Annotated in this window: 17 protein-coding genes; 5 read left to right on the top strand and 12 right to left on the bottom strand. The window is 57.4% G+C overall.

Translation table 11 applies throughout. The features are described from left to right. The first annotated feature begins 49 nt into the window (after positions 1–49). Complete coding sequence (locus MKZ79_RS12375) at positions 50–1,993, top strand: bifunctional 2',3'-cyclic-nucleotide 2'-phosphodiesterase/3'-nucleotidase (protein ID WP_336142611.1); 1,944 nt, start codon at positions 50–52, stop codon at positions 1,991–1,993. A 38-nt stretch (positions 1,994–2,031) separates the two neighbouring features. On the opposite strand, the gene MKZ79_RS12370 is transcribed toward MKZ79_RS12375, so the two are convergent. Both MKZ79_RS12370 and fklB read right to left on the bottom strand, forming a co-directional pair. Further along, entirely contained in the window at positions 2,032–2,328 is a 297-nt protein-coding gene (locus MKZ79_RS12370; protein ID WP_336142609.1) for a hypothetical protein, read from the bottom strand. Between the two features lie 245 nt (positions 2,329–2,573). Then, entirely contained in the window at positions 2,574–3,194 is a 621-nt protein-coding gene (gene fklB / locus MKZ79_RS12365; RefSeq protein ID WP_336142607.1) for an FKBP-type peptidyl-prolyl cis-trans isomerase, read from the bottom strand. 283 nt (positions 3,195–3,477) lie between these two features. Between fklB and MKZ79_RS12360 the strand changes: the two genes are divergently transcribed. Next, positions 3,478–4,017 (top strand): OapA family protein, encoded by a 540-nt coding sequence (locus MKZ79_RS12360; RefSeq protein WP_336142605.1) that lies wholly within the window; start codon positions 3,478–3,480, stop codon positions 4,015–4,017. A 56-nt stretch (positions 4,018–4,073) separates the two neighbouring features. Here MKZ79_RS12360 and rplI read toward each other — a convergent pair whose 3' ends face one another. The 4 genes from rplI to rpsF are packed head-to-tail and all read right to left on the bottom strand — an operon-like array spanning position 4,074 to position 5,516. Continuing rightward, entirely contained in the window at positions 4,074–4,526 is a 453-nt protein-coding gene (gene rplI, locus MKZ79_RS12355; protein WP_336142603.1) for a 50S ribosomal protein L9, read from the bottom strand. 38 nt (positions 4,527–4,564) lie between these two features. Next, positions 4,565–4,792: a 30S ribosomal protein S18 gene (rpsR, locus tag MKZ79_RS12350; protein WP_000135199.1), complete on the bottom strand. Its 228-nt coding sequence runs from the start codon at positions 4,790–4,792 to the stop codon at positions 4,565–4,567. Between the two features lie 4 nt (positions 4,793–4,796). After that, entirely contained in the window at positions 4,797–5,114 is a 318-nt protein-coding gene (gene priB / locus MKZ79_RS12345) for a primosomal replication protein N (protein WP_336142866.1), read from the bottom strand. Between the two features lie 6 nt (positions 5,115–5,120). Continuing rightward, positions 5,121–5,516, bottom strand: a complete 396-nt coding sequence (rpsF, locus tag MKZ79_RS12340; protein ID WP_125290324.1) for a 30S ribosomal protein S6 — start codon at positions 5,514–5,516, stop codon at positions 5,121–5,123. Positions 5,517–5,857: 341 nt separating this feature from the next. On the opposite strand from rpsF, the gene MKZ79_RS12335 reads away from it, so the two are divergent. After that, on the top strand, positions 5,858–6,064 hold the full coding sequence (locus MKZ79_RS12335; RefSeq protein WP_336142599.1) for a hypothetical protein: 207 nt from the start codon (positions 5,858–5,860) through the stop codon (positions 6,062–6,064). A gap of 7 nt (positions 6,065–6,071) precedes the next feature. On the opposite strand, the gene yjfP is transcribed toward MKZ79_RS12335, so the two are convergent. Next, entirely contained in the window at positions 6,072–6,821 is a 750-nt protein-coding gene (gene yjfP, locus MKZ79_RS12330; protein ID WP_336142597.1) for an esterase, read from the bottom strand. Between the two features lie 176 nt (positions 6,822–6,997). Between yjfP and MKZ79_RS12325 the strand changes: the two genes are divergently transcribed. Together MKZ79_RS12325 and bsmA are read left to right on the top strand one after the other, a co-directional pair. Then, positions 6,998–8,932, top strand: a complete 1,935-nt coding sequence (locus MKZ79_RS12325) for a methyl-accepting chemotaxis protein (protein ID WP_336142595.1) — start codon at positions 6,998–7,000, stop codon at positions 8,930–8,932. Between the two features lie 48 nt (positions 8,933–8,980). Next, positions 8,981–9,304 (top strand): biofilm peroxide resistance protein BsmA, encoded by a 324-nt coding sequence (bsmA, locus tag MKZ79_RS12320; RefSeq protein ID WP_336142593.1) that lies wholly within the window; start codon positions 8,981–8,983, stop codon positions 9,302–9,304. Here bsmA and MKZ79_RS12315 read toward each other — a convergent pair. The 5 genes from MKZ79_RS12315 to MKZ79_RS12295 all read right to left on the bottom strand — a co-directional run bounded on the left by MKZ79_RS12315 (position 9,278) and on the right by MKZ79_RS12295 (position 16,179). Then, positions 9,278–10,885: an isovaleryl-CoA dehydrogenase gene (locus tag MKZ79_RS12315; protein WP_336142591.1), complete on the bottom strand. Its 1,608-nt coding sequence runs from the start codon at positions 10,883–10,885 to the stop codon at positions 9,278–9,280. The genes bsmA and MKZ79_RS12315 overlap by 27 nt on opposite strands. A gap of 101 nt (positions 10,886–10,986) precedes the next feature. Then, entirely contained in the window at positions 10,987–11,721 is a 735-nt protein-coding gene (gene rlmB, locus MKZ79_RS12310; RefSeq protein WP_336142588.1) for a 23S rRNA (guanosine(2251)-2'-O)-methyltransferase RlmB, read from the bottom strand. A 68-nt stretch (positions 11,722–11,789) separates the two neighbouring features. Then, a complete protein-coding gene (gene rnr, locus MKZ79_RS12305; protein WP_336142585.1) occupies positions 11,790–14,234 on the bottom strand; it encodes a ribonuclease R in 2,445 nt (814 codons plus the stop codon). A 19-nt stretch (positions 14,235–14,253) separates the two neighbouring features. After that, the gene (gene nsrR, locus MKZ79_RS12300; protein ID WP_336142865.1) at positions 14,254–14,697 is read right to left on the bottom strand and encodes a nitric oxide-sensing transcriptional repressor NsrR; all 444 of its coding nucleotides are present in this window, start codon (positions 14,695–14,697) and stop codon (positions 14,254–14,256) included. Between the two features lie 183 nt (positions 14,698–14,880). After that, positions 14,881–16,179, bottom strand: coding sequence for an adenylosuccinate synthase (locus MKZ79_RS12295; protein ID WP_336142583.1), 1,299 nt, complete (start codon positions 16,177–16,179; stop codon positions 14,881–14,883). Positions 16,180–16,267: the final 88 nt, after the last annotated feature.

Below are 16,267 nucleotides of genomic sequence, written 5' to 3'. Positions count from 1 at the left end.
CAAAACTTTGCGACGTTAGGGAGTAACTCAATGCTATTAAGGAGAAAAAATGATTAAGCCCGTTGTGACGCTGAGCGCTCTGCTGGTCAGCGGCGCGCTACATGCCGCCACGGTAGATTTCCGCCTGCTGGAAACCACCGATCTGCACAGCAATATGATGGATTTTGACTACTACAAGGACACGCCTACGGAAAAGTTCGGCCTGGTGCGCACCGCCACGCTGATTGCGGCGGCGCGTAAAGAGGCGGCTAACAGCGTGCTGGTGGATAACGGCGACGTTATCCAGGGCAGCCCGCTGGGCGACTATGTGGCGGCAACCGGCTTGAAACAGGGCGAAATCCATCCTGTTTACAAGGCGATGAACACGCTGGACTATACCGTCGGCAATCTGGGCAACCACGAGTTTAATTACGGCCTGGATTATCTGCAGCGAGCCATCAGCGGCGCGAAATTTCCTTATATCAACGCCAATATCATTGATATCCACGGCGGCAAACCGCTGTTTACGCCTTTTCTCATCAAGGCGGAGGAAGTGACCGATCGGCAGGGAAACAAGCATCAGCTGAAAGTGGGCTATATCGGCTTTGTGCCGCCGCAGATTATGGTGTGGGACAGGAAAAACCTCAGCGGCAAAATTACCGTGGAGGACATAACGGAAACCGCCCGCAAATGGGTGCCGGAAATGCGCCGACAGGGCGCGGATCTGATTGTCGCTATTCCGCATTCCGGCCTCTCCAGCGAGCCGTGGCACGCCATGGCGGAAAACTCCGTTTACTATCTCAGCCAGGTCCCGGGCATCGACGCCATTCTGTTTGGTCACGCCCATGCCGTCTTCCCGAGCCAGGATTTTGCGGCAATCAAGGGCGCCGATATCGCCAAAGGCACGCTGAACGGCGTTCCCGCGGTCATGCCCGGCATGTGGGGCGATCATCTCGGCGTGGTCGATCTGGTGCTCAATAATGATTCGGGCCGCTGGCGGGTAAGCGAAGCCACGGCGCAGGCACGTCCCATCTACGATACGGCAGCGAAAAAATCGCTGGCGGCGGAAGATCCGGCGCTGCTGAAGGTGATGGCGCCCGACCATAGCGCCACGCGGGAGTTTGTCAGCAAGCCCATCGGTAAATCGGCGGATGTGATGTACAGCTATCTGTCGCTGGTGCAGGACGATCCGACCGTGCAGATAGTCAATAACGCGCAGCGTGACTACGTAGAGCATTTTATTCAGGGCGATCCGGATTTAGCTGATTTGCCGGTGCTCTCCGCCGCCGCGCCATTCAAGGCGGGCGGACGCAAGAACGATCCTGCCAGCTATGTCGAAGTGGAAAAAGGGCCGCTGACCTTCCGCAATGCGGCAGATCTCTACCTTTATCCCAATACGCTGGTCGTGGTGAAAGCCAGCGGCAAAGAGGTAAAAGAGTGGCTGGAGTGCTCGGCGGGCCAGTTTAACCAGATCGATCCCCACAGCGCTAAGCCGCAGCCGCTGATTAACTGGGATTACCGCACCTATAACTTCGACGTGATCGACGGCGTCAGCTATCAGATAGATGTCACGCAGCCCGCTCGCTATGATGCGGAATGCCAGCTGATTAACGACCAGGCCTCCCGCATTCGCGATCTCACCTTCCAGGGAAAAGCCATCGATCCCAACGCAACTTTCCTGGTAGCGACCAATAACTATCGCGCCTGGGGCGGAAAGTTTGCCGGAACGGGCGAGACGCATATCGCGTTTTCTTCGCCGGACGAAAACCGCGCCGTGGTGGCGGGGTACATTCAGGCGCAGACTAAATTACAGGGTGAAGTCAGACCGCAGGCGGATAATAACTGGCGGCTGGCGGCGATTAATAGCGATCAACCGCTGGCTGTTTTTTTCGAAACATCGCCGACGGCTAAAGCTGAGCAATTTATTAAAACGCACGCACAATATCCACTGAAAAAAACAGGTGAAGACGATATTGGTTTTGCGCTTTATCAGGTAAAACTAAGCGCCAATTAAATCGAAAAAGCCAGCGTAATGCTGGCTTTTTATTACCCTTAGCTGCTGGAGCTGGAAGAGTTTTTAATACCTTCAATCACTTTAACGGTGTTTTTCAGCGCATCCGAAACACCTTTACCAATATCGGTGATTGCGCCGGAAATATTCAGTTCCAAAATTTTGCCAATGCCTGAACCGATTTCCTGGAATGAGTTTTTCGCGGTTGTTTCCAGGCCGCCAGCAGTGGCGCCGCGGTCAATAATGGTACCAATGGCATAGCCAATGCTGGCGCCGATATCTGAAAGAATCCAGCCGCCCGATACTGCCTCTACTTCATGGTTATTTAAATCGCGCATGATATTCTCCTTAACATTGAAATAATCTTATTAACGATCATTAGCGGCATTCCTGCCAGCAGGTAATTTATTTCAACCAGGAAAATTCTTCAAATTAAAATCTTTGCGATTAGTCCTAAAAAATGGAAACAGTCGTATTTTAAATAAAATAATTTCAGGCAAGATATGGGTATTTTAGAATGGCGGCATAATTAATGCCGCCACTTCAGAACTTATCGGAAATAATTATTCCCGGCGGTTCAGGCTTACAGAATTTCCAGCAGCTCGACTTCAAATACCAGCGTGCTGAATGGCGGAATAGAAGCGCCTGCGCCGCGTTCGCCATAGGCCAGGTTCTGTGGGATCACCAGTTCCCATTTCGATCCAACCGGCATCAGGGTCAGCGCTTCAATCCAGCCTGGAATCACGCCGCTGACCGGAAATTCAGCCGGCTCGCCGCGCGCAACGGAGCTGTCGAAAACGCTGCCGTCAATCAGCTTGCCGGTGTAGTGAACGCGTACGCGATCCTGGCGAGACGGGATAGCGCCGTCGCCCTGTTTGATGACGCTGAAACGCAGGCCGGATTCGGTGCTGCTCACGCCTTCGCGCTGGCCATACTCTTCCAGAAATTTCTGGCCGTCAGCGGCCATCGCCTGCTGGCGCTCGCGACGTACCGCGTCGGCACGTTCGTGCACTTCACGCAGCGCACGGTGTACGACGTCAACAGGCACCGCCGGGGAGTTCCCTTCCAGCGCGTCGCGCAGGCCAGCCAGCAGCGCTTCTGGCTGCAGGCCCTGCAGTCCGGATTCCAGCAGCTGCTGGCCAACCTGTAAACCGATACCGTAGCTCGCCTGTGCTTCTACGCTGTCTAAAGAAGGGGTAGTCATGGATTTTCCTTTACTGGTAATAAAACTGAGCACGAAGCATAACAGCGCAGGCTACAGGGGTAAAACGCCATCTTCTTCGGATGACATTTTCAGCGTAAAAGGAAACAATACCGCTGTGCCGTCAGCGGCAGAAAAGCCGCACGGAGAGTGCGCTATCAGCTATATTTCAGTAGAGGTCAATATGGGGCATATTGCCCGTAGACGAAGGAAACGCCGGCCGCTTTCGGCTTCGCTTAAGCGGTATATTTTATTCGCGCGAGGAACGCGCAAGGAGGACGACGCCATGCCAGCAACCAAAGCGTCACCAGCTACACGGTGGTTTAACCAGATCTGGCGCCTGACGGATTCCGCGCGCTGGATGGATCCACTGCCGCCCTTCCACCGCCGCGCTATTATTATCGCCAGCGCGCTGGTGTTACTGGCCTTTCTCTGGCCTTCACCTCGACAGCCGGAGCAGCCGACGCGTCCGGTTGACGTAGAGCGAACCACCACGGACGTGCCGCTACAGGCGGAGCTGAGCGCGCCGGCAGCAAGCGAGCAGCCGCCGAAAGGTGATGCTCAGGGTCAGTGGACTAACTATCAGATCGCTTCCGGACAAACGCTGGCGCAGCTGTTCCGCGACCATAATCTGCCGGTCAACGATGTGTTTGCGATGGCTCGGGTAGAAGGCGAAGGCAAGCCGCTGAGTAATCTGCAGGCTGGCCAGGCGGTAAGGATACGTCAGAATTCCCACGGCGTGGTGACGGGCCTTGCAGTAACCACCGATCAGGGCGAAATCCTGTTTACCCGCCAGCCGGACGGCACTTTCCTGCAGGTTCACTAAGCGATAAAAACAAAAACGCCGGCACATGGCCGGCGTTTTCAGCAGCAGCGAAGCGATTAAGCTTCAGCAACCACGTTTACAGTCAGTTTTGCGAATACTTCGCTGTGAACCTGGAAGTCCACTTCGTGCTCACCGGTAGTGCGCAGAACGCCGTTCGGCAGGCGAACTTCGCTCTTGGCCACTTCAACGCCAGCTGCAGTTACAGCGTCAGCGATGTCGCGAGTACCGATAGAACCGAACAGTTTACCTTCGTCGCCTGCTTTAGACGCGATAGTAACGCTGCCCAGCGCGTTGATTTTCTCAGCGCGAGCGTTAGCAGCGGACAGAACGTCAGCCAGTTTGGCTTCCAGCTCTGCACGACGTGCTTCGAAGAACTCAACGTTCTTCTTGGTAGCAGGAACAGCTTTGCCCTGTGGTACCAGGAAGTTACGAGCGTAGCCCGCTTTAACGTTTACCTGGTCGCCCAGGGTGCCCAGGTTTGCTACTTTATCAAGCAGAATAACTTGCATTACCTTATCCTCTTAAAGTCGTTAATTGACAACAGCCGTTACTGATGACGATCGGTATACGGCAGCAGAGACAGGTAACGCGCGCGCTTGATAGCACGAGCCAGCTGACGCTGGTATTTAGCGCGAGTACCAGTGATACGGCTTGGTACAATCTTACCGCTTTCAGTAATGTAGTTTTTCAGCGTTGCGATATCTTTATAGTCGATCTCTTGAACGCCTTCCGCGGTGAAACGGCAGAACTTGCGACGACGGAAATAACGTGCCATTTGGCTAGTCTCCAGAATCTATCAATTCAATCTGCTCGGCATGCAGCACCGTTTTATTCAGTCCATTGCGCCCTTGATGGCTGCTAATGAAACCGGAAACGGTGATCGGCGTGCCGACCGTTATACTTTGAGTAATGGCCTGATGGGCTTTGCCGCTGATAATCACCGGCATCCGACACCAGGCTTGCCGGGTAAAACCGGCTTCCACCTGCATCGATTTGTGCTCAAGCACGAACTGGCAGTGTGGAATACCTGAGGGGCTTACTTTACGCATCGGCGTCTTGCACACGGTGCCAGACAGCGTCAGCCGATTAGCCACCACGGTCAATTACTCTTCAGAATCCCCAGCATCTGCTTCATCAGAGGTTTCGTTAGCAAAATCTTCACGACGCTCACGGCGCTCGTCTTTCGCTTTAACCATCGGAGAAGCTTCAGTTACCGCGTGCTTAACGCGCATAACCATGCTGCGGATAACGGCGTCGTTGAAGCGGAAGTTAGTTTCCAGCTCATCGATCGCTTCCTGCGGCGCTTCAACGTTCAGCAGAACGTAGTGCGCTTTGTGCAGTTTGTTGATCGGGTAAGCCAGCTGACGGCGGCCCCAGTCTTCCAGGCGGTGGATCGTACCTTCTGCACCGGTGATGGTGGCAGAGTAACGCTCGATCATGCCAGGAACCTGTTCGCTTTGGTCAGGATGAACCATAAAAACGATTTCGTAATGACGCATCGAATTTGCTCCTTACGGATTATTCAGCCTCCTGTCAGGGTCAACCGCGGCCCATGGAAGCAAGGAACGTGTTTGTGTGCGGCTGAAAAATTGACGCGTAATCATACTGACGGCGCCAGGGAAACTCAAGGTAAAGTCGCGGCCCGATGTAAATTATTTGTCAGCGCTGGCCGAATTCAGGTGGGAAAGGAGAAATATCAGCAGCCTGGCGGTCGCGAAGCGTGACGGTAAAAAGCAAGAATTACTAATACACTTTACGGCAAAGCGCGCTAAACTTTAAACGTTATGACAAGACCCTGACGCCCGGCGTCAGATTTGTTACCTGATTGTGGAGTTGGATTATGAAAACCATCGCAATCGCCACCTTTCTCGGACTCGCACTTTCCACTTCCGCCCTTGCCAGTCAGTCTGGCTGTGAGCAGCGCGTAACCAGCAAAGCGGCGAACAGCTACGTCTATGTTAACCGTATCGATTCACCAGCCAGCCAGCCGACGGACAATCCTTCGGTCACGGCACCTGCCGCGCGACGGCTCACGCAGCAGTTATAACAGGATGCTACAGATGCCGTTTAAAAAATGCTGTCGCCGCGTTCAGCGCCGGTGGCGTGATACGATGCCCGACGCCCTGCTCCGTTAAAAACGTCAGCCGGGCGTCGAGCTTCGCTTCCCTCAGCGCTTTTTCCAGTTTTAAACTTTCCGCCACGGGCACGACCTCATCCGCTTCGCCATGCCAAATCAGCAGCGGCCGATCGGCGATCTTTTCCAGCCGCTGCCCGATGTCATACTCCGTCAGCGGCGCCAGCTCTTCAGCCAGTTTTTGCTTATCTTCCGCAGTTTCTACCGCCAGCGGCGGAAACAGCCTGGCAGCCAGCGACACAAAATAGCCCGAACCCATCAGGCAGGCGACGCTGGCCAGCTCAGGGTAGCGCGCCATCGCGCCCAGCACGGTCATGCCGCCCATCGACGCGCCGGCCGCCGCAAGGCGCGCTCCGTCAATTAAATTCCGCTGGCGCAACGCGGCAATCAGCGCCGGCATTTCATCAATATTGCTTTTCAGGATCGTCCAGAAAGCGCTGAGGCGAAGTTCGCTGTCGCCGTTATAACGCGCGCCGTGCATCTCGGCGTCGGGCAAAATGACGCGAAAACCCGCCTGCGCCAGCGCCACGCCAAAATAGCTGTAAACCTCTTTCGACGAGGTGAAACCGTGATAAAAAAGAACGGTGGGCAGCGGTTCGTCTCTTTTGCCCGCTGGCGCGGCGTGCAGGCATTCAATACCCGCGAAAAATTCCGTACTGACTTCAATCATCGCTTTCCCCTTAAGTCATCGCACTACAGGCTATAAATACAAATAGCCAGCTAATCATGCTGTTATTTGAGTTTATTGCTTATTTCGTTGATCTATCTGCTGAATTCGCCACTAAATATTTCCCGCTGCCCGCCGTTAACCGTTATGACCCCTTCTTATAATCAACAGGTTATTTTATGAAATTTCTCGCATTCGGGCGCTGGAGCCTCGGCGTTAAGCTGTCGGTGATCACCTCGCTAAGCGTAGCCGCGCTGTTTTTAGTTTTGACTCTGGCGTTAACCAATAACGCTTCAAACCAGATGCAGGCACTGACGCTGGAAAACATGGAAAACCAGGTCGACGGCATCGGCGATATGGCGACGATGTTCAACAGTACGTTAAGTGAAGAAGTTGCCAACTATACCGCGCTTTTTCAAAGCTTTTTGCCCAAACAATTTTCTGTCGATGCGACCCAAACTGTTGCTATCGGCGCAGAGCAGGCGCCCGTGCTGCGCGCAGGGCTGAAAACCCTGAACCTGGATGAGGGCCTGGTCGATGATTTTCTGGCACGTACCGGCGCAATCTCTACTATTTTCGTGCGTACCGGCGACGACTTCCTGCGCGTTTCTACCTCGCTGCGCAAAGAGAATGGCGATCGCGCTATCGGCACGCGTCTGGATCGCAGCAGCCCGGCCTGGAAACTGGCGCAGCAGGGCCAGATTTTTCAGGGCGTCGCCATGCTGTTCGGTAAACGCTATATCACGCAGTATCAGCCGGTGAAAGACGCCAGCGGCCAGGTGGTAGGCATTCTCTTCGTCGGCGTGGATATCACCAAACAGTACGCGCTGATCAGGGAAAAAGTACTGTCGAAGAAGCTGGGCGAAAGTGGCCACTTCTCCGTGCTGAACGACGCGGAAGGCAAAAGTCGCGGCCAGTATGTCTTCCATCCTGACCGCGAAGGCCAGCTGCCTGCGTGGCCGGAAGCGACCCGCCAGCTGCTGCTGAGCAAAAGTTCCGGTACGGTGCAAGTGCAGGACGCCAACGGCGAAACGCAAATCATGGCCTGGCACCATCTGCCGGACTGGCATTGGGTCATTCTGGGCGAGGTAAATAAAGCCAGCCTGTTGGCGCCAATTCAGCACACGCGCAACCTGTTCCTGATGCTGGGCGCCGCGCTGGTGTCGCTGTTCGCGCTGGGCTTTATCACCACCACCCATCGCTGGGTCAGCAAACCGCTGCAGCAGGTGATTGAACTGGCTGAGCACTACTCCGCCGGCAACCTGCAGGCAACGCTGGAAACCCGCCGTCATGACGAGGTCGGCAAGCTGATCGTCGCTATCAACGGCATCGGCGACGGCCTTGACCGCATCGTCTCCCAGGTGCGCGAAGCCGCGCAGGAGATCAGCAGCGGCACCGACGCCATCGCCTCCAGCAGCGAAAACATCAGCGAGCAGATTACGCGCCAGGCGGCCAGCGTTGAAGAGACGTCGGCCAGCATGGAGCAGCTTAGCGCGACCGTGGCGCAGAACGCTGCTAACGTCTCCCAGGCGCTGACACTGGTCGGCGAAGCGGCAGAGGCGGTCGGCAAGGGCGGCGAAACGGTTTCGCGCTCCGTTGTGACCATGACCGATATCAAAAGCGCCTCGCAAAGTATCGCCGATATCACCCATGTGATTGAGTCGATCGCTTTCCAGACCAATATTCTGGCGCTTAACGCCGCAGTGGAAGCCGCCCGAGCCGGCGAACACGGTAAAGGCTTTGCGGTGGTGGCGGCAGAAGTGCGCGCGCTGGCGCAGCGTAGCGCCACGGCGGCGAAAGAGATTGATGGCCTGATCGAAAACTCACTGAGCAAAGTGGTTCAGGGACACGATCTTTCCGAGCAGACGCGCCAGTCGATGGAAAATATCGTCGGCCGCATCGAACAGGTGAAAGTGCTGATGAGCGAGATCAACATCGCCTCGAAAGAGCAGTCGGCGGGCATTGGTCAGGTCAATATCGCCATGAACCAGATTGGCCAGGCGACGCACGAAAGCACCGAACTGGTCGCTACGTCGGAACTGACCGCGCATGAGCTGAGCCGTAAAGGGCATCACCTGACCGATCTGGTGCAGGTTTTCCGCGTCAAGGCATAAAACGCGGGGATAGCTTACACTTGAGGCTGACCCTCCGGAGAAGCCTCTATGCGCAAGTTATCCCTGTTTTTCATGCTGCTGCTGGCGGGCTGTAGCCAGTTCAAAACCACGCCGGAACCGCCGCCGCCGGTAAAAGCGCAGGCGCAGGAGATTACCCGCGCGCAGAGCATGACGCTGACGCGGCTCGGCACCGTCAGCGTCTCGGTTCGCGGCTCTCCGGACGACGCCCAGCGCGCGATTGCCGCAAAGGCCAACGCGGCCGGCGCGAAGTTTTACCTGATCCAGATGGTCAGCGAAACGGTGATGCCGGGCCGCTGGTACTCGACCGCCATCCTGTACGGCCCGTCAGCTTCCGCCGGTAGCGCGCAGTAGCAAACGCTGACAAACTTTTTCCGACAGCGGCGACGCTCCGCGCAGCTGTCGGCACCAGGCATCGGCGATACAGGGTTCCAGCTGTGTCAGCACCTGCACGCCGCAGGCCAGGCTGAACAGGCTTTCACAAATCGCGCGCGCCTGCGTTTCCTGCGGATGACGCAGCAGCAGTTTCAGCTGTCGCCACGCGCTGTCAAAATAACGGCTCTGCCCTTTTACCGCGTCAAATTCTTCCGCCAGCAGCGCTACAGCGGCTGGCTGCTTGCCGAGCACGCGCAGCACGTCCAGGCACATGACGTTGCCAGCGCCTTCCCAGATGCTGTTGACCGGCATCTCACGGTAGATCCTTGGCAGTTCGCTCTCTTCGCAATAGCCGACGCCGCCCAACACTTCCATCGCCTCCGCCACAAAGCTGATGCCGCGCTTGCAGACCGCGTACTTGGCCACAGGCGTAAACAACCGGCTGAAAAGCTTCCCTTTTTCGCCGCTTTCCGGTGACCACGCGCCGGCAAGCCGCATCAGCATCGCCGTTTGCCCTTCCAGCAGCAGCGCCTGCGTACAGAGCTGCTGGCGCATCAATGGCTGATCGACCAGCTTCTTGCCCTGCACCTGACGCTGGTGCGCATGGTAGAGCGCCACGGAAAAGGCGCGCCGCATCATGGCGTGGCTTGCCAGCGCGCAGTCGAAGCGCGTATAGCCGCCCATTTTTAAAATCTGTTTTACGCCCTGCCCCTCTTCGCCGATCGGCCAGCCGCTGGCGGCCGCAAACTCCGCTTCGCTGCTGGCATTAGAACGGTTGCCCAGCTTCTCCTTCAGCCTTTCCAGCCTTACCGCGTTGCGGCTGCCGTCCGGCAGCAGGCGCGGCACAAAGAAACAGGAAAGTCCGCCTTTGGCCTGCGCCAGTACCAGATGCGCGTCGCTCTGCGGTACGGAGAAAAACCATTTATGGCCGGTAAGGCGGTATTCACCGCCGCCGATGGCTTCGGCACGCGTGGTATTGCTTAGCACGTCGGTACCGCCCTGTTTTTCGGTCATGCCCATACCGATAAGCAGGCCGCGCTTCTGCCCGCCGGGCTGCAGATGCGGATCGTACCGGTCGGAAAGTAGAGGCGTCAGCCAGTCGCGATAAGGCGCGGGCAGCTGCGCCTGCAGCAGAGGAATAGCGCCGAAAGTCATGGTAACAGGACAAAGCGTGCCCGCTTCCACCTGCGCATGCAGCATAAAGCGGGCGGCCCGCGCGACGAATGCCGCTGGCGGCGCGTTCTCCTGCCACGGCAGATTATGCACGCGGTTGCTGCACAGGCCCTGCATCAGCAGATGCCACGCGGGATGAAAGCGCAGATCGTCCAGCCGCTCGCCACGAGGATCGTAACGCAGCAGCTCTGGCGGATAGCTGTTAGCCAGCCTGCCCAGCTCCAGCGATTCGGCGCTGCCCAGCTGCTGCCCGACAGAGGCCAGCAGATCGCTGTCCCAGTCCGCCCCTTCACGCACGACGGCTTCGCGTAGCGGCGTATCGGAAAGAAACAGATTGCTGTTGGTCAGAGGTCGGGGTTGATTAAAAACGGTATGGGTTTTGTCCATCCTGACGTCCTTCTCGTTCACACACACTAAGTATGCGAAAGAGCGCGCGACAGGCGAGCAGCAGAGCGGAATTTCGGGGCGCAGGTCACGCCCCGGAAGGATTATTTAGCGCGCTGGCGCACCGCCTCGAACAGGCAGATGCCGGTAGCGACCGACACGTTCAGCGAGGATACCGTGCCCGCCATAGGGATGCTAATCAGCTCGTCGCAGTGCTCGCGGGTCAGACGACGCATACCTTCGCCTTCTGCACCCATCACCAGCGCCATCGGGCCGGTCATTTTGCTCTGGTAAAGCGTGTGGTCGGCTTCGCCCGCCGTGCCGACGATCCAGACGTTGGCTTCCTGGAGCATACGCATGGTGCGCGCCAGATTGGTCACGCGGATTAGCGGTACGTTTTCCGCCGCGCCGCAGGCGACCTTTTTCGCCGTAGCGTTCAGCTGGGCGGAGCGATCTTTCGGCACGATCACCGCGTGGACGCCAGCGGCATCGGCGCTGCGCAGGCAGGCGCCCAGGTTATGCGGATCGGTGACGCCGTCCAGGATCAGCAGAAACGGGGTTTCCAGCTTTTCCAGCAGATCCGGCAGGTCATTTTCCTGATACTGGCGGCCAGCCTTGACGCGCGCCACGATGCCCTGATGCACGCCACCTTCGACCTGGCTGTCCAGCCACTGACGGCTGGCGAGCTGGATGACGATGCCCTGCGCTTCCAGCGCTTTCACCACCGGCTGCAGACGGCGATCGTCGCGGCCTTTAAGGATAAAGACTTCCTGAAAGCGCTGCGGATCGCTGTCGAGCAGCGCCTGCACGGCGTGGAGTCCAAAAACTATTTCACTCATTCACTGTTACTCAACTGGTCGTGGCATGCCGCATCCGGGATGCGGCGAAATAATGCGCCTGACCGCATTCAGGATGCGGCGGTGTCGTTCTTTTTCGCGGCGCGTTTGGAACGGGTCGCGGCGGCGATTTTACGGGTTTTGTCCGACGGCTTGCGCGGTTTTTTCTCGCTTTTCGCGCTTGCCTCTTTGCCTTTGCCGCCACGGAAGGCGCTGTCCGGCTCAAAGTTGACCTTTTTGCCCTGATCGCGACGACGCTTGCCGCTATTCTGGGCGGCCGGCTTTTTGGCGCGATCGCGTTCGGTTTTGCCTTCGCCGCGCGGCTTGCGCGAGCTGGAGATCAGGGCAAAGTCGATTTTACGCTCGTCCATATGCACTGCGTCCACGCGCACTTCCACCGTATCGCCCAGGCGATAAGTTTTGCCGCCGGACTCGCCAATCAGGCGCTGGCCTACAGCGTCGAAACGGTAGTAGTCGTTGTCCAGCGTGGAGACATGCACCAGGCCATCGATAAAGAGATCGTTCAGGCGGACAAAGAAGCCGAATCCGGTGACGCTGGAGATAACGCCGGTAAAGGTTTCGCCTACCTGATCCTGCATGAAATCGCACTTCAGCCAGTCGGCTACGTCGCGCGTCGCCTCATCGGCGCGGCGTTCGGTCATCGAGCAGTGCTGGCCGAACTGCAGCATCTGCTGCATCTCATAGTGGTAGCCGCCGGTTGGCGTAGTGTTGCCCTGCAGCGTATTGTTTTCTTTCGCCAGCAGATATTTGATTGCACGGTGCAGCAGCAGATCGGGATAGCGGCGGATAGGCGAGGTAAAGTGCGCATAGGAAGCCAGCGCCAGGCCAAAGTGGCCGCGGTTTTCCGGATCGTAGACCGCCTGTTTCATCGAGCGCAGCAGCATGGTTTGCAGCATTTCGGCGTCCGGGCGCGACGAGATTTGCGTCAGCAGCTCGGCGTAGTCCAGCGGATGCGGTTTCGCGCCGCCGCCCAGCGTCAGGCCCAGCTCGTTGAGCACCGAACGGAAGCTTTTGATGCTCTCTTCGGTCGGACGATCGTGATCGCGGAACAGCGCAGGCTCGTGGTTTTTCTCCACAAAACGCGCCGAGGCGATGTTCGCCAGGATCATGCACTCTTCGATAAGCTTATGCGCATCGTTGCGCGTCACCTGCTCTACCCGCTCGATGCGGCGATCGGCGTTAAAGACAAATTTGGCTTCGTCGGTTTCGAAAGAGATGCCGCCGCGCTGCTCGCGGGATTTCTCCAGCACCAGATACATGCGGTGCAGCTCTTCTAAATCTTTCACCAGCGGCTGATACTGTTCGCGCAGCTCCTGGTCGCCCTGCAGAATGCTCCAGACCTTGTTGTAGGTCAGGCGCGCCCAGGAGTTCATCACCGCTTCGTAATGCTTGTAGCCGGTGAGCTTGCCGGTGGCGGAAATGGTCATCTCGCACACCATGCACAAACGATCCACCTGCGGGTTCAGCGAGCAAAGGCCGTTGGAGAGCACTTCCGGCAGCATAGGCACTACCTGCGACGGGAAGTAGACCGACGTGCCACGGTTGACCGCTTCATCATCCAGCGGCGTGCCCGGACGCACGTAGTAGCTGACGTCCGCGATAGCTACCCACAGGCGCCAGCCGCCGCCGCGCTTTCTTTCGCAGAAAACGGCGTCGTCAAAGTCGCGGGCGTCTTCGCCATCAATGGTTACCAGCGGCAGATCGCGCAGATCCACGCGGCCCACTTTGGCTTCTTCCGGCACTTCTTCTTTCAGTTTGGCAATCTGGCGTTCCAGCGCTTCCGGCCAGACGTGCGGAATATCGTGGGTGCGCAGCGCCATTTCCACGGCCATGCCGGTGCCCATATTGTCACCCAGCACCTCCACCACTTTACCCACGGCTTTGCTGCGGCGGGTCGGACGCTGCGTCAGCTCCACCACCACCACGAAGCCCATGCGGGCATTCATCAGCTCTTCCGGCGGGATCAGGATATCGAAGCTCAGGCGGCTGTCGTCCGGCACCACGAAGCCTACGCCAGCTTCGGTGAAATAGCGGCCGACGATTTGACTGTTGCGGGGCTCCAGCACGCGCACCACGCGCGCTTCACGGCGGCCTTTACGGTCGGCGCCCATCGCCTGAGCCAGGATCACGTCGCCGTGCATACACATCTTCATCTGCTCGGCGGAGAGATAGAGATCGTCTTTGCTGCCTTCGACGCGCAAAAAGCCGAAGCCGTCGCGGTGACCGATAACTTTGCCGCGCAGCAGGTCCAGACGTTCCGGCAGCGCATAGCACTGACGACGAGTGAAAACTAACTGGCCGTCGCGCTCCATCGCGCGCAGGCGACGGCGCAGCGCTTCGATTTGCTCTTCGCCGTCGATAGAGAGTTCGGCCGCCAGCTCTTCACGGCTGGCGGGTTTTTCGCGTTTATCTAAATGGGAAAGGATAAATTCGCGACTGGGAATGGGGTTGTCATATTTTTCAGCCTCCCGTTCCTTAAATGGATCTTTTGACATTGCGGTTCCTCCGTTGTCATCAGCTGCGGACTAAGGGTTGCTCAATCTGCAGCAATTGGTAGAGCGGATGGTTGTCGGCCACCAGGTCGGCCAGCGTGTAACTGTCCAGCACGGCAAGAAAGCTTTCCACGGCCTCATGCAGCGCCTTTTTCAGCCGGCAGGCTGGCGTGATATGGCAGAAGTCGCTGTGGCAGTTCACCAGCTGGAGCGGCTCCATATCGCGAACGACCTGGCCTACCACGATCTCGCTGGCCGGTTTTCCCAGCCGTAGACCGCCGTTTTTTCCGCGCACGGCGGCGATATAGCCTGCCCGACTAAGCTGATTAACAATCTTGACCATATGGTTACGCGATACGCCGTAAGTCTCGGTGACTTCGGTGATGCTGGTCATTCTGCCTGGGGGCAGAGCGGCCATAAAGATCAGCGCGCGTAGGCCATAATCAGTAAAACTTGTTAGCTGCACGGTTACCTCGGCGGCATAGCGCGACAAGCGCCAGCAATCCGCTCAAAAATAATATTGTAAATGATGATAAACCAGCCTTCGTATTCGAGGCCATTTTATTTCAGTAAGCGCTGATAAAGAGAGAGCGGGACGAGAGAGCGGGAGAAGGAATCAGGCCGGGCAATGCCCGGCCTGGATAACATCTTATGCGTCAAAAGGGTCACGCAGGATCATCGTTTCGCTACGGTCAGGGCCCGTAGAGATGATGTCCACCGGCACGCCGGTCACTTCTTCCACGCGCCTGATATAGTCGCGCGCCGCCTGCGGCAGGCCTTCCAGCGTTTTCACGCCGAAGGTGCTTTCGCTCCAGCCTGGCAGGGTTTCGTAAATCGGCTCAATGCCTTCCCAGCCTTCTGCCGCCAGCGGCGTGGTGGTCACTTCACGGCCGTCCGGCATACGATAGGCGACGCAGATCTTCACCTCTTTCAGGCCATCCAGCACGTCCAGCTTGGTCATGCAGAAGCCGGACAGGGAGTTGATCTGCACCGCGCGGCGTACCGCGACCGCATCCAGCCAGCCGGTACGACGACGACGGCCGGTGGTGGCGCCGAACTCGTTGCCCTGCTTACACAGGAACTCGCCGGTTTCGTCAAACAGCTCGGTCGGGAACGGGCCTGCGCCGACGCGGGTGGAGTAGGCTTTCACGATGCCCAGCACGTAATCGACATAGCGCGGGCCGATGCCGGAGCCGGTTGCGACGCCGCCAGCGGTGGTGTTGGAAGAGGTCACGTACGGATAGGTGCCGTGATCGATATCCAGCAGCGTACCCTGCGCGCCTTCGAACATGATCAGCTCGCCTTTCTTACGCGCGCCGTCCAGCAGCTCGGAAACGTCCACTACCATGCCGGTCAGGATATCGGCGATCGCCATGATATCGTTCAGCACTTTGTCGTAGTCGACCGCTTCTTCTTTATAGAAGTTCACCAGCTGGAAGTTATGATAGTCCATCACTTCTTTCAGCTTGGCGGCAAAGGTTTCTTTGTTAAAGAGATCGCCAACGCGCAGACCGCGACGGGCGACTTTATCTTCATAAGCCGGGCCGATGCCGCGACCGGTAGTGCCGATCGCTTTCGCGCCGCGTGCTTTTTCACGCGCCACGTCCAGCGCGACGTGATATTCGAGGATCAGCGGACAGGCTTCGGAGATAAACAGGCGGTCGCGTACCGGAAAGCCGCGATCTTCCAGACCCTTCATCTCTTTCATCAGCGCGGCCGGAGAAAGCACCACACCGTTGCCGATGATGCTGGTAACGTTTTCACGCAGAATACCAGAGGGAATTAAGTGGAGGACGGTTTTTTCACCGTTGATGACCAGCGTATGGCCAGCGTTATGACCACCCTGATAGCGAACCACGTATTTCGCACGTTCGGTCAGCAGGTCAACAATCTTTCCTTTACCTTCGTCACCCCATTGGGTGCCCAGTACGACGACGTTCTTACCCATTTCTAAAATCACCGATTGCTTAAAAATGGATTCTACCACCGTAAAACACGTCTTTCAGCTCTTTTAGCACACGTTTGCGTACTTTTTT

The sequence above is a fragment of the Erwinia sp. CGal63 genome (genome assembly GCF_037026505.1).
Taxonomy (GTDB): domain Bacteria; phylum Pseudomonadota; class Gammaproteobacteria; order Enterobacterales; family Enterobacteriaceae; genus Erwinia.
This window is presented reverse-complemented; position numbering and strand designations above follow the sequence as displayed.

Excerpts from the sequence above, each read along its gene's own strand:
- rplI (WP_336142603.1), bottom strand. The coding sequence starts at position 4,526 with ATGCAAGTTATTCTGCTTGATAAAGTAGCAAACCTGGGCACCCTGGGC.
- MKZ79_RS12335 (WP_336142599.1), top strand. The coding sequence starts at position 5,858 with ATGAAAACCATCGCAATCGCCACCTTTCTCGGACTCGCACTTTCCACT.
- MKZ79_RS12315 (WP_336142591.1), bottom strand. The coding sequence starts at position 10,885 with ATGGACAAAACCCATACCGTTTTTAATCAACCCCGACCTCTGACCAAC.
- rpsR (WP_000135199.1), bottom strand. The coding sequence starts at position 4,792 with ATGGCACGTTATTTCCGTCGTCGCAAGTTCTGCCGTTTCACCGCGGAA.
- yjfP (WP_336142597.1), bottom strand. The coding sequence starts at position 6,821 with ATGATTGAAGTCAGTACGGAATTTTTCGCGGGTATTGAATGCCTGCAC.
- rpsF (WP_125290324.1), bottom strand. The coding sequence starts at position 5,516 with ATGCGTCATTACGAAATCGTTTTTATGGTTCATCCTGACCAAAGCGAA.
- rnr (WP_336142585.1), bottom strand. The coding sequence starts at position 14,234 with ATGTCAAAAGATCCATTTAAGGAACGGGAGGCTGAAAAATATGACAAC.
- fklB (WP_336142607.1), bottom strand. The coding sequence starts at position 3,194 with ATGACTACCCCTTCTTTAGACAGCGTAGAAGCACAGGCGAGCTACGGT.
- bsmA (WP_336142593.1), top strand. The coding sequence starts at position 8,981 with ATGCGCAAGTTATCCCTGTTTTTCATGCTGCTGCTGGCGGGCTGTAGC.
- MKZ79_RS12295 (WP_336142583.1), bottom strand. The coding sequence starts at position 16,179 with ATGGGTAAGAACGTCGTCGTACTGGGCACCCAATGGGGTGACGAAGGT.
- rlmB (WP_336142588.1), bottom strand. The coding sequence starts at position 11,721 with ATGAGTGAAATAGTTTTTGGACTCCACGCCGTGCAGGCGCTGCTCGAC.
- MKZ79_RS12325 (WP_336142595.1), top strand. The coding sequence starts at position 6,998 with ATGAAATTTCTCGCATTCGGGCGCTGGAGCCTCGGCGTTAAGCTGTCG.
- MKZ79_RS12375 (WP_336142611.1), top strand. The coding sequence starts at position 50 with ATGATTAAGCCCGTTGTGACGCTGAGCGCTCTGCTGGTCAGCGGCGCG.
- MKZ79_RS12370 (WP_336142609.1), bottom strand. The coding sequence starts at position 2,328 with ATGCGCGATTTAAATAACCATGAAGTAGAGGCAGTATCGGGCGGCTGG.
- MKZ79_RS12360 (WP_336142605.1), top strand. The coding sequence starts at position 3,478 with ATGCCAGCAACCAAAGCGTCACCAGCTACACGGTGGTTTAACCAGATC.